Origin of the sequence: Actinoplanes nipponensis, from assembly GCF_016862275.1 — a bacterium.
In the GTDB taxonomy this organism is placed as follows: Bacteria; Actinomycetota; Actinomycetes; order Mycobacteriales; family Micromonosporaceae; genus Actinoplanes; species Actinoplanes nipponensis.
The window spans coordinates 19,132-31,954 of sequence record NZ_BOMQ01000077.1; the positions used below are offsets into that span (position 1 = coordinate 19,132).

The following is a 12,823-nucleotide window of genomic DNA, read 5'->3' on the forward strand; positions in this document are numbered from 1 at the left end:
CGCAAGCCTAGCCGCCCGCCCGCACGCTCACCGGTTGCGCATCCGGTACGTCTTCGCCGCCGCCTCGATCCGCCGCTGGTTGCGGGTGCCCGGGGCCAGCGAGCGCTTGGCCCGGCCGTACAGATAGACCCCGCCGCCGACCACGATCGCGCCGACGATCAGGTACGCCAGCGCGCCGACCAGCACGTGCAGCAGCTGGATCGCCACCCAGCCCACCACGATGACGCCGGCGATCGTCGCCACCAGGTACGCGATTGCTTTACCCATCTCAGCCTCCCCGAGAAGTACCGACCCGTCGTCCACCATGCCTCGCCCACGCAAGCGGGCGCATCGGGGCGGACCCGTAGGGGTGGCCGGGCGGCATTCCGCCGCGCCACCTGCGCAAATCGCGTATACCGCAGTTAACAGGCGCAACTTCTGACATAGCACAGATGTCCGAAAAGCCGATATCGACCGCAACCTTCTGATGAATCGCGCCGTTGAGGCACGAGGAACCGGGCGGCCGACATCGGCCCCGACGAACATCCGGCGGAAGGACTACGGCGTGCCCCTGCGGCGGATCCTGCGATTGGCGCCCTGGGGAATCCGGGCGCGCATCCTCAGCACGGTCCAGCACCGGGTCCTGCCGCACGTCGCGCCCGAGCAGCGCCTCGGTATGGCCCGCCGGATCGTGCACCTGTCCGCGCCACCCCGGCTGCCGCTGATGCACACCCCGACGGAGGCGCCGACGATGCGGGTCCGCGCCGGGCGCGGCTGGGTCACCGCGCGCCGCGACCCGGCGGCCAGCCCGGCCGCGGTACGGCGGCAGAACCTCGACCGCGTCATCACCGCCCTGGACGCGGCCGGCGTCGACTGGTTCCGGGTGCCGACCCGCGCGCTGCTGCACACCGCTGTGGCCGTACCGGTGCAGCACCGGGCGCTGGTGGTCCGCCTGCTGGAGGAGCTCACCGCGGCCGGCGCCGGGGTGCTCCAGGTCGTCCGGCCGAGCGGGCACCAGGGCCGCCGGGCGCGCCGCACCGCGGACGTGCTGCGGGTCTGCTGGCCGGTCACCGACCCCGGCGGCAGCATGCTGCTCGGCCCCGACCTCGGGTGCGAGATCGAGTTCTGGCGGCAGCGGGACGGCACGCTGACCGGGCCGCGGGCCAACCCGATCGCCGACGTCATCCCGGCCGGCGAGCCGGTGGTCCGGGCCGACGAGTCCGCCTTCGGCGCGTTCAGCGCGCCCGACGACCCGGCCCGCTACCGGACCCGGGAGATCTTCACGACGCCCAGCCTGGACCGGATCAGCTTCCCGATCGACGCGGTCTACACCTGGGTCGACGGCAGCGACCCGGCCTGGCAGGCCCGCAAGGCCGCCGCGCTGGCCGCCAACCCCTGGCTGCACGACGCCAGCAAGCTGGCCAACAACGACTCCCGGTACACCTCCCGCGACGAGCTGCGCTACTCGCTGCGCGCGCTGCACTGCTTCGCCCCCTGGATCCGGCACGTCTTCCTGGTCACCGACGACCAGGTGCCGGCCTGGCTGGACACCGCCCACCCGCGGATCACCGTGGTCAGCCACAAGGAGATCTTCGGCCACACCGGCACGCTGCCGACGTTCAACTCGCAGGCCATCGAGTCCCGGCTGCACCGCATCCCCGGGCTCAGCGAGCACTTCCTCTACCTCAACGACGACGTCTTCCTGGGCCGCCCGGTGGGCCCGGAGCTGTTCTTCACCCCGGGCGGGCTGACCCGCTTCTTCCCCTCGACCGCGCTGGTCGACGCCGCGCCGCGCAGCCCCACCGACCCGCCGGCCGACTCGGCCGGCAAGAACAACCGCGAGCTGATCCGCAACGCCTTCGGCCGGGTGCTGACCCGCAAGATGAAACACACCCCGCACCCGTCGCGGCGCAGCGTCATCGCCGAGATCGAGGAGCGCTTCGCCGAGTACGTCGAGGCGACCGCCGCCCACCAGTTCCGCCACCCCGACGACATCTCCCTGCTGTCGTCGCTGCAGCAGTACTACGCCTACCTGACCGGGCGCGCGGTGCCGGGCACGATCCGGTTCCGCTACACCGACCTGGCCGCGCCGGTGACCCCGTTCAAGCTGGCCGACCTGCTGCGGCACCGCAACCTCGACGCGTTCTGCCTCAACGACATCGACTCCGACCCGGCCGTGGCGGCCGAGCAGGAGGCCATGCTGGCCGATTTCCTGCCCGCGTACCTGCCGTTCGTCTCGCCGTACGAGCTGAGCTCGCCACGGCCCGCCACCTCGGCGCCGCCGGCGCCCCCCACCCGGCCGGGCCGCCAGCCGGCCCGCGCCGGGCACGGCGCCGCGGGCGCCCTGCCCGCACAGCACGACCGCGGCACCGGAGAACAGACCTCCACCAACACGCCCGTCGCCTGACCGGCGTCCGACCAAGGAGACCCATTCCCGTGAGCTACGACGCCGTCATCCTGGGCCTCGGCTACGTCGGCCTGCCCCTGGCCCAGCAGGCCCTCCGGGCCGGCCTGTCCGTGCTCGGCTACGACGTCAACCCGGCGGTCGTCACGGCGCTGGGCGAGGGCCGCTCGCACGTCGACGACCTGTCCGACGCCGACGTGGCCGAGATGGTCGCCAGCGGATTCCGGACCACCGTGGACGAGACCCTGATCGCCACCGCGGACGTGGCGGTGATCTGCGTGCCGACGCCGCTGTCCGAGGGCGACGGGCCGGACCTGCGCGCCGTCACCGGCGCCGCCGAGGCGATCGGGCGCAACCTGCGCCCGGGCATGCTGGTGGTGCTCGAATCGACGACCTACCCGGGCACCACCGACGACGTGGTCCGCCCGCTGCTGGAGCGGCTCTCCGGCCTGGTCGCCGGGCGCGACTTCCACCTGGCGTTCTCCCCGGAGCGGATCGACCCGGGCAACGAGACCTTCGGCCCGCGCAACACCCCCAAGGTGGTCGGCGGGTACACCGGCGCGTGCACCGAACGGGTGGCCGCGTTCTACGGGCGCTTCGTCGACACGGTGGTACGTACCCGCGGCACCCGCGAGGCCGAGACGGCCAAGCTGCTGGAGAACACGTACCGGCACGTCAACATCGCGCTGGTCAACGAGATGGCCCGGTTCTGCCACGAGCTCGGCATCGACCTGTGGGACGTCATCCACGCCGCGTCCACCAAGCCGTTCGGCTTCCAGGCGTTCTACCCCGGCCCCGGCGTCGGCGGGCACTGCATCCCGATCGACCCGAACTACCTGAGCCACAACGTGCGCAGCAAGCTGGGCTACCCGTTCCGGTTCGTGGAGCTGGCCCAGGAGATCAACGCGACGATGCCGGCGTACGTGGCCCGGCGGGCGCAGAACCTGCTCAACGCCGACGGGCAGGCCGTGCACGGGGCGCGGGTGCTGCTGCTCGGGGTCACGTACAAGCCGAACATCGCCGACCAGCGGGAGTCGCCGGCCACCCCGCTGGCGCGGCAGCTCATCGCGCTCGGCGCGAAGGTGACCTTCCACGACCCGTACGTGCAGCAGTGGAGCGTGCCCCGCACCGACGACCTGGAGGGCGCCGCCGCGGCCGCCGACCTGGTGATCCTGGTGCAGCACCACCGCGAGTACGACGCCGACCACCTGGCCGGGATCGCCAAGCGGTTCTTCGACACCCGGGGCGTGACCCACGGCGACCAGGCCCACCGGCTGTGACCGGGACCTCCACCGCGCCGGTCACGCCCGCGCCCCGGCGGCACCGGTCCACCGGGACCACTCCGGGGCTGACCGTGGCACCGGAACCGGCCCGGCACCGGCGGGACATCGAGGGGCTGCGGGCCGTCGCGGTGCTGCTGGTGGTCGCGTACCACTGCGGTCTGCCGTTCCTCGGGGGCGGCTACATCGGCGTCGACGTCTTCTTCGTCATCTCCGGCTTCCTCATCACCGGGCTGCTGCTGCGCGAGGCGCAGCGCACCGGCCGCGTGTCGATCCCCCGGTTCTACGCGCGGCGGGCGCTGCGGCTGCTGCCCGCCTCGACCCTGGTGATGGTCGCGACCGTGGCCGCGTCGGCGCTGTGGCTGCCGCCGCTGCGGCTCTCCGAGATCGTCTCGGACGCGCTGCACACCTCGGTCTACGCGATGAACTGGCGGCTGGCCGCCATCGGCACCGACTACCTGAGCGCGGACGCCGCCCCCTCGCCGCTGCAGCACTTCTGGTCGCTGGCCGTGGAGGAGCAGTTCTACCTGGTGTGGCCGCTGCTGCTGCTCCTGGTCGTACGCCGCGGGGGCCGCGGGCTGACCGGGGTGCTGGCGGCGCTCACCGCCGTGTCGCTGGCGGTGTCGGTGTGGCAGACGCAGCACAACGCCGGGTGGGCGTACTTCGGGGCGCACACCCGCGCCTGGGAGCTCGGCGCGGGGGCCCTGCTCGCCGTCGGGGCCGCGCGGCTGCGGCACATGCCGCCGCTGCCGGCCAAGCTGCTGGTCGGCAGCGGGCTCGCGGCCATCGTGGTGGCGGCGCTCAGCTTCACCGCGGCGACGCCGTTCCCCGGGTACGCCGCGCTGCTGCCCGTGCTCGGCACCGCGGCGGTCATCGCCGGTGGCTGCGCCCGCCCGGCCGGGCCGCTGGGCCTGCCGGCGCTCCAGGTCATCGGCCGGCTCTCGTACTCCTGGTACCTGTGGCACTGGCCGGTGCTGCTCATCGCCCCGTTCGCGGCCGGCCGCCCGCTCAGCACCGCGGAGAACATCCTGGTCGCCACCGGGGCGCTGGTGCTGGCCGCGCTGACGTACGCGCTCGTGGAGAACCCGGCCCGGCACCTCGCCGTCCTGCGCGACCGGCCCGGGCGCGGCCTGGGCGCCGGGGCGGCCCTGTCGCTGACCGCCGCCGGGCTGTGTGTGCTGATCACCCTCCTGGTCGGCGACACCGGCGGCACCGGCTACCGGGCGCCGGCGCTGACCGGCGTGGCCAAGCTGCAGCAGAACCTGGCCCTGGCCGCCGGGATGCCCGCCGTCCCGGCCAACCTCACCCCGGCGCTCGCGGCGGCGGCCAAGGACAAGCCGCGGCTGTACGCCGACAAGTGCTCCCCGGCCTTCGCCGACCCGCGCGTCAAGACCCCGTGCGCGTACGGCGACCTGACCTCGCCCACCACCGTCGTGCTGTTCGGCGACTCGCACGCCGGCCACTGGTTCCCCGCGCTGGAGAAGATCGCCCTCGACCGCCGCTGGAAGCTCGTGGTGGTCACCAAGAGCGCCTGCTCGGCGGCCGACGTGGTGATCTACGAGGACGCCCTCAAGCGCCGCTTCACCGAGTGCGTCCAGTGGCGCCGGTCGGCCTGGCGCTACATCCGGTCGCTGCGCCCGGCGAAGGTCGTGATGGCCTCGACCATGCCGAACTCACCGCTGCTGGACGTGACCGGCTCGCTGGACGACGCCTGGACCGCCGCCTGGCGCCGCTCGATCGACGCGGTCCGGGGACCCGGCACCGAGGTCTACTACGTCAACGACACCCCGTGGCAGGCCCGCAACGTGCCCGACTGCCTGTCGGCACACCTCGACGATCCCTCGGCGTGCGCCCGCAGCCGGGCCGACGCGGTCCAGTTCCGGTCGCGCCGGGCCCTGATCACCCGGGCGGCGCGGGCCGAGGGCGCGACCGTCATCGACCCGCTGCCCTGGCTGTGCACCGCGACGGCCTGCCCGGTCATCGTGGGCAACCTGCTGGTCTACAAGGACCAGCACCACATCACCACGGCGTACAGCCGGCTGCTGGCGCCGCTGCTCGCGGAGAAGCTGAAACCGTGATCACCGGCCGCTTCCGCTCCCGTTCCGCACCCGGCCGGCCCCGCGGCCGCAACGGGCGTACGGCAGGCACCCGGGCGGCAACCCAGCCCTCACACCAAGGCACCTGAACAGGCATCAGCGAACCCTGCGGGACCTCCGAAGGGAATGGCGTACCTGGCGAACGAAGCGTCCAGGCGGTGTTCCTCGAAAGGTTGACCCGTGCAGAAGACCCTGGTCCGTCGCCTCGCCACCCTCGCGATGATCCCCGCCGCGCTGTTCGGCGCGCTCGCCGTCGCCGCCCCGGCCGAGGCCGCCACCCCGTCGTTCACCACGCTGCAGACGCAGATCGTCAGCCTGTCGAACAAGGAGCGGGTCAAGGCCGGCTGCGCGGGCCTGCGGGTCAACGCCCAGCTGCTCTGGGCCGCCCGCGGCCACAGCAAGTACATGGCCACGACCGGCAAGTTCAGCCACACCGGCTCGGCCGGCTCCACGTTCATCGCCCGGGCCCGCAGCGCCGGCTACTCCGCCGCCCGCAGCGAGAACATCGCCTGGGGGTACCGCAGCGCCGCCGAGGTCGTCAACGCGTGGATGAAGAGCCCGGGCCACCGCCGCAACCTGCTCGACTGCGGCGCCAAGACGTTCGCCGTCGGCGTCGTGTTCTCCGCCAACGGCAACCCGTACTACACCCAGGACTTCGGCAGCCGCTGATCGCGGCCCGCCCCGGACCCACCTCTCCCCCGGACCGGCCGGCATGCCCCCGCATGCCGGCCGGTCGCTTCCCGTCGTGGGCCGGTCAGACGGTGACCGGCGTGCCGGTACGCGAGTACGACAGCACCGCGTGCCGCCCGAGCAGCCGCTGCTCCTCGGTCAGCCCCGGCACCTCGGCGGTCCACCGGCGGACGGCCTCCCGTTCGTCCTGCCGGTTCGCGTCGTCCAGCACCACCGTGGCCGTCCCGGCGAGCCGCTTGGCCAGCACGGACAGCGCCGGGTAACGCGCGTCCGGCCCGGTCGCCGCGGGCGGGCCGTCGACCAGCAGCAGGTCGATGCCGGTGAGGTCGGTCAGCTTGTCCACGTCGTACCACTGGTAGGCGGTGCCGTTGGCGGTGAGCTCGCGCAGGGGGGCGTCGCGGACCTCGGCCACGGCGGTGAGGCCGTGCGCGGTGAGCATCGTGCGGGTCTGCCGCGCGTAGTCGGCGTCGTGGTCCAGCGAGACCAGCTTGCCGCCGTGCTGCTCCAGCGCGTACGCCAGCCACACCGTCGAGGTGCCGCTGCCCAGCTCCACCACCAGGCCGGGCCGGCGCAGCCGGACCAGGTGCAGCAGTTCGAGCAGGTCGGTCGGGTTCAGCGCGAAGTCGCCCGAGGACGGCATCGGCGCCCGGGGCGTGAAGTGCTGGAAGAGCTGGACGAGGGCCTCGATCTCCCGGCTCTGCGCGCGCAGCAGCAGGTCCGTGCCGTGCCCGCTCTGGCGCAGCCCGCGGGTGATGGTCCGGGTCAGTTCCTGGTGCCGGTCGCCGGCGGTGAGCCGTTCCTTCTCCACCGTCGCGACGACCCGGCGCTGCATCTGCTCGACGACCGTGCGGATCTCGCGGTGCGCGTGCTGGTTGGCCCGGTGCACCCCGCCGATCCAGCGGGACAGGTGCAGGATGCCCAGCAGCACGGCGAGCAGCAGCCCGGCCACCAGCGACAGCGCCAGGCCCTGGTGTCCCGTGCCGGCCGACCACCAGACCCCGGCGCACAGCGCCAGGATCACCATGAGGACCACTGCCTGGGGGCGCGTCACGCTGCGCAGCCGCCCCGCCAGCCGACCGCCGAACCGGACCAGGCTGCTCATCGAAGGACCTCCAGAGTCGTGCGCGCCGGGCCGGCGCGGGTCACCACGTTCGCCTAACGCCCGCGGCGACACCGTCGTTACGGTCGCACCGTCAATGCGCCGCGCTGGGCCGGGGCGACCGGGTGCGGCGCGGTCACGATGCCCGCGATCCGGTCGACGAACAGCTGCGGATGGTGCGCCTGGGCCACCACGGACCGGGCCCGGCGGCTCTGCTCGGCGTAGAGCTCCCGGTCCGCGTGGTAGCGCTGGATCGTCGCCTCGGCCTCGCCCGGTCCGCAGTAGACGGCGGCGTCGCCGAAGACCGCCGCGTGCCGCTCGGGCATCACCACCACGCAGCCCACGGCGGCCGCCTCCAGGGCCGGCCGGGAGAACGTCTCGATCCGGTCCGGGCTGGGGAAGTGCAGGTAGAAGTCGAGCTGGTGGACGAAGGTCCGCAGGTCGAGGTCGGCCGCGTCGTAGACCAGCCGGGAGCGCTCCCCGCCGGGGTGGTATCCGGTACGCGGCCAGTCCGGCAGCCGCAGCCGCACGTCCCGGTCGCCCACCTCGTCGTACACGGTCAGCGCCGCCCGCACGTCGCCCGGCCAGACCGCCTCGTCGCCCAGGTCGGTGCCGACCACGGCCGGCCACGCGCCGGCGCCGGCCCGGCCGGCCGACCAGCGCTCGCCGTCCACCACCGCCGGCAGGTCGTACGGGGTCAGCTCGACGGTCTCGCCGCGCAGCACGGCCCGGACCTGCGGGTCCTGCGGGCACCAGAGCGGCTCGGGGCCGAACATCCGCAGCGCGGCCCGGGAGCAGTCGGCGGGCACGTACCGGCGGTCCGCGTCGTCCAGGCGCCCGGGCGCCTCGTCGGCCACGATCAGCACCTGGCGGCCCCGCAGCCGGCACGGGTCGTCGGGCGGGAACTGCAGCACCGCGGCGTGCCGCACGATGACCAGCTCGGCCCGGTTCTCGTCGTCCGGCAGCACCTGGTCCACCCGGCCGTCGTTGACCAGCCGCTGCAACGGCGCGCACAGCGGCCAGCGGCGCCGGGCCGGCGGGCGCAGCGACTCCAGCTGCATCACGGCGACCCGCAGCCCGCGCGCGATCAGCGCCCGGATCTCCTGCAGCCCCGACTGCTGCGCGCCCTGCAGGAAGCGCCAGTCGGCCACCATCACCACGTCGTACTCGGGCCGCCCGGCCGCCTCGCCGCGGGCCAGCCGCAGGTGGTCGGGGACGGCGAAGGGCCGCCGGCTGCCGTCGCGCGGGCGCAGCGGATCGGCCGACCGCGCCGCCACCCGCGCATGCCAGTGCTGGTACGCCGACATGTACGCGGTCCGCGCCGGGTGCATCCAGTACGGCCGGATCTCGGCGCGCGACAGCGAACCCGACGCGAGCCGGATCAGCGCCAGCGGGCGCGAGTCGACGTGCCGCACCGCCCGCCCGCCGAAGACCGCCTGCATCCGTCCGATGTACTCGGAGTCCGCGGCCTTGCGGACCGGGTCGAAGTAGCCCAGCCGCCCCGTCACCCGGGTCCGCCGGAACAGCAGGGACGACGGGTTGAACCGGCTGCGGCGCACGCCGGGCCGGGTGACCATCAGGTCCTCGGAGACGCCGAGGCCGTCGGAGGTGGTGGCGACCAGCTCGCGGTCCTCCAGCAGCGGCCGGACCTGCACCTCGAGCCGGCGCGGGTGGGACCAGTCGTCGGAGTCCTGGAACGCCACGAACTCGCCCTCGGCGACGTCCAGGCCGGCGTTGCGGGCCGCGTAGGTGCCCTGGTTGACCGGCTGCCGGAGCAGCCGGATCCGCCCGCCCAGGGCCACCGCGCGGGCCAGCACGGCGTCGAACTCCGGCGGCGACGCGTCGTCCACGATGATCACCTCGACGTTGCGCCAGGACTGGTCGAGGATCGAGCGGACCGCCGTGATCAGGCCCTCGCCGGGGCGGTAGGCGGTGACGACGACCGAGACCCGCTGCGGCTCGTCGATGCCCGCCACCGCGGTGGCCACGGTGAGCCGGTCGAACGGCGGCACCCCGGCCTTGTGCTCCAGCGCCAGCGGCGGCCCGGGCAGCAGCTTGCGGAACGCGGTCAGCCAGCCGATCACCGGCCCGCCCCCGGCGAACGGGTTGGCCAGGTCCAGCTCGAGGTCCGCCCGCACGCTGTCGCTGATCCGCCGGTACCCCGCCAGCAGCGGCCGGGCCCGCGCCGCGCCCTCCCAGGCCAGGACCAGCTGGACGTGCAACCCCTGGTGCGCGGCGGGCAGCGCGTCCGGGCCCAGGGCGGTGCGGATGAGCTCGTACACGGCCAGCGCGTCGGTGCGGTCCTCGGGCAGCAGGTCCTGCTGGGCCAGCGTCTGGGCCAGCCCGGCCAGGACGGCCGGGCGGACCTTGCGCCGCCGCTTGCGCAGCCAGCGCACGTCGCCGGCCCGGGCCGCGGCGAGCAGGTCCGGATAGGACGCCGCGGACTCGCCGAGCCCGGACCGGGCGAGCAGCAGCCGCGCGTCGCGCGAGCGGATCCGGACCGCGGTCGGCGGGAGGGCCATCCGGACGTGGTAGCGGGCGACCTTCAGGTAGTCGTCGAGCAGACCGGGTGTCTCCCCCATGCGGTAACCGACCTCATTCGCGTACGCCCTGGATGTCGCTAGGCGCAACGCCGGCGAGCCGATCGAGGTGACGGCCTTCAGACCGCGGCCAGCACCGCGGCCTCGACCCGCTCCCGCTCGGCCGGCTCGGCCCACGCGCCGACCAGGTAGAACGCGTCCACCACGTCGCCGCCCAGGGTGGAGATGCGGGCCGCGCGCACCTCGGCGCCGGCCTCGTCGAGCGCGCTGGCCACCCGGAACAGCAGCCCCGCGGAGTCCGCCGCGCGCAGCTCCAGCACCACCGCGTCGGTGGCGGCCGCGCGGTGCCAGACCACCCGGGGCGCCGCGCCGCCGCGGCTGGACATCGCCCGGGCCCGCAGCCGCTGGGTCACCGAGACGTCGCCGGCCGCGACCCGGCGCAGGTCGGCGGCCAGGGCCACCGGGTCCGCCGGGGAGCCGTACCGCGGCTGGGTGCGGAACTCGACGATGGCCCGGCCGTCCACCGTGCTCGCGTCGGCGCCGATCACGTCGAGGCGGTGCATGGCCAGGCACGCGGCCACCGAGCCGAGCAGGCCCCGGCGGTCGGCCGCAGCCACCGCGACCAGGTCCCCGTCCAGGTGTACGGCGGGCAGCTCACCCTCCAGCAGCTGCGGGTCGGGCTCGGGCGGCTCGGGCAGCGCGCCGGTGTCCAGGGCGGTGTGCACGCGGCGGACCAGCTCGGCGATCAGCCGGCCCTTCCAGTCCGACCAGGCGGCCGGGCCGGTGGCGTGCGAGTCGGCGCGGGCCAGCGCGTGCAGCAGGTCCAGGGTGGCGGCGTCGCCGACGGCCTCCGCGACGGTGGTGATGGTGACCGGATCGCTGAGGTCGCGGCGGGTCGCGACGTCGGGGAGCAACAGGTGCAGCCGGACCAGCTTCTCCACGGTGGCGACCTCCGCGGGCGGCAGGCCGATCCGGGTGGCGATCTCGGCGGCGATCGGGGCGCCGACCAGGCTGTGGTCGCCGGGCAGGCCCTTGCCGACGTCGTGCAGGAACGCGCCGATCAGCAGCAGGTCGGGGCGGTCCACCTCGCGGGTGTAGGCGCTGGCCTCGTACGCGGCCTGGACCAGGTGGCGGTCCAGGGTGAAGCGGTGGATCGGGTGGTGCTGCGGCAGGCTGCGCAGCCGGGCCCACTCCGGCAGCCATGCGTCGATCAGGCCGTACCGGTCGCAGGCCTCCCAGGCCGGCAGCAGCCCCGGGCCGGAGCCGAGCAGCGAGACCAGCGCGGCCCGGGCGGCGGGCGGCCACGGCGTCGGCAGCGGCGGGCAGAAGGCGGCCAGCCACTCGCAGGTGGCCCGGGCGATCGGCAGCCGGACCGTCGCGGCCGCGGCCGCGACCCGCAGGGACAGGCTGGGATCGGGCACCGGCCCGATGGCGGTACGGGCGAGCACCAGCTCGCCGTCCTGCTCGACCACGTCGCGGGCCACCGGGCGGCGCACCGGGGCCCCGGCCGGCGCACCCCGGCGGCGGCCGTTGCGCAGCCGGTCGGCGGCCCGCCAGGCGTCGTCCAGGGCGTGCGCGATGATCCGGGCGTCGCCGGCCACCCGGCGCAGCAGCGCGTCGCCGTCGTCGACCTCCAGCAGCTCGGCCACGGCGGCCCGTTCCTGGGCGACCAGCCGGTCCACCCGGCGGCCGACGGCCAGGTGCAGGGCGTCGCGGGTGTCGAGCAGCCGCAGGTTGGCGGCGCGGACGGCGGGGCGCATCGTGTCGGCGACGCCGGCCCGGCCGATGCCGCGCAGGATGGTGAGGTCGCGCAGGCCGCCGGCCGCCTCCTTGAGGTCGCCCTCGAGCAGGAAGGCCAGCTCGCCGTGGGTGGCCCAGCGGGCGGCGGTGAGCTCGCGCAGCTGCGGCAGCAGGCGTACGGCGGTGCGGCGCCACTGGTCGGAGGTGGCGGCGATCAGCTCGGCGGAGAGGGCGGCGTCACCGGCGATGTGCCGGGCGTCGAGCAGGCCGAGCGAGACCTTGACGTCGTCGTGGGCGACCGACAGCGCCTCGGGCAGGGTACGCACGGAGTGGTCGAGGCCCAGCCGCGCGTCCCAGATGGGGTACCAGAGCGCGGCGGCGATCCGGTCGATGCCGGCCGTGCCGTTGTGCAGCAGCACCAGGTCGAGGTCGCTGTGCGGGGCGCAGTCGCGCCAGCCCAGGCCGCCCACGGCGACGAGGCTGACGCCGGACAGGTGGCCGGGGAACATCCCGGCCAGCCACGCGTCGAGCGCCGCCGCCCGGCCGGACCGGGCGGCAGCGCCGAGGTGTTCGCGGAGCACGGACGGCGAGCCGCCGGACGGCACCTGGGGTGGCGCCGACGGCTCGCTGACCATGTAGTTCACTCGTCAGACCATCAGAGCGCGTCGAGCCCGCGCTCGCCGGTCCGGACCCGGACGACGTCCTCGACGGACGTCACCCAGACCTTGCCGTCACCGATCTTGCCGGTCCGGGCCGAGGTGACGACGGCGTCGACGACCTTCTCGACGTCGATCTCGTCGGTCAGCACCTCGACCTTGATCTTGGGTAGGAACTCCACCGTGTACTCGGCGCCCCGGTACACCTCGGTGTGGCCCTTCTGCCGTCCGTAGCCCTGTACCTCGCTCACGGTCAGGCCCGCCACGCCGAGCGCGTGCAGAGCCTCCTTCACCGCGTCGAGCTGGTACGGCTTGATGACCGCGGTCACCAGCTTCATG

The 12,823-nt window shown here is 74.6% G+C and carries 9 protein-coding genes; 4 read left to right on the forward strand and 5 right to left on the reverse strand.

Annotated elements, in window-relative coordinates:
- Window positions 1–27 precede the first annotated feature (27 nt).
- Window positions 28–267: a hypothetical protein gene (locus Ani05nite_RS32170; protein ID WP_203774637.1), complete on the reverse strand. Its 240-nt coding sequence runs from the start codon at window positions 265–267 to the stop codon at window positions 28–30.
- A gap of 277 nt (window positions 268–544) precedes the next feature.
- On the opposite strand from Ani05nite_RS32170, the gene Ani05nite_RS32175 reads away from it, so the two are divergent.
- From Ani05nite_RS32175 to Ani05nite_RS32190, 4 genes are all read left to right on the forward strand, one after another.
- On the forward strand, window positions 545–2,386 hold the full coding sequence (locus Ani05nite_RS32175; RefSeq protein ID WP_239130844.1) for a stealth family protein: 1,842 nt from the start codon (window positions 545–547) through the stop codon (window positions 2,384–2,386).
- Between the two features lie 29 nt (window positions 2,387–2,415).
- Complete coding sequence (locus Ani05nite_RS32180; protein ID WP_203774642.1) at window positions 2,416–3,663, forward strand: nucleotide sugar dehydrogenase; 1,248 nt, start codon at window positions 2,416–2,418, stop codon at window positions 3,661–3,663.
- Window positions 3,664–3,737: 74 nt separating this feature from the next.
- A complete protein-coding gene (locus Ani05nite_RS32185) occupies window positions 3,738–5,741 on the forward strand; it encodes an acyltransferase family protein (RefSeq protein ID WP_239130846.1) in 2,004 nt (667 codons plus the stop codon).
- 198 nt (window positions 5,742–5,939) lie between these two features.
- Window positions 5,940–6,428, forward strand: a complete 489-nt coding sequence (locus Ani05nite_RS32190) for a CAP domain-containing protein (RefSeq protein WP_239130848.1) — start codon at window positions 5,940–5,942, stop codon at window positions 6,426–6,428.
- Between the two features lie 85 nt (window positions 6,429–6,513).
- Here the strand turns inward: Ani05nite_RS32190 and Ani05nite_RS32195 are convergent, their stop codons facing one another.
- The 4 genes from Ani05nite_RS32195 to Ani05nite_RS32210 form a co-directional block, all read right to left on the reverse strand.
- Entirely contained in the window at window positions 6,514–7,551 is a 1,038-nt protein-coding gene (locus tag Ani05nite_RS32195; protein ID WP_203774644.1) for a class I SAM-dependent methyltransferase, read from the reverse strand.
- 77 nt (window positions 7,552–7,628) lie between these two features.
- On the reverse strand, window positions 7,629–10,130 hold the full coding sequence (locus tag Ani05nite_RS32200; RefSeq protein WP_203774646.1) for a glycosyltransferase: 2,502 nt from the start codon (window positions 10,128–10,130) through the stop codon (window positions 7,629–7,631).
- A gap of 77 nt (window positions 10,131–10,207) precedes the next feature.
- Entirely contained in the window at window positions 10,208–12,463 is a 2,256-nt protein-coding gene (locus tag Ani05nite_RS32205) for a [protein-PII] uridylyltransferase (RefSeq protein ID WP_203774796.1), read from the reverse strand.
- Between the two features lie 20 nt (window positions 12,464–12,483).
- A complete protein-coding gene (locus Ani05nite_RS32210; protein ID WP_199752384.1) occupies window positions 12,484–12,822 on the reverse strand; it encodes a P-II family nitrogen regulator in 339 nt (112 codons plus the stop codon).
- Between the last annotated feature and the right edge of the window lies 1 nt (window position 12,823).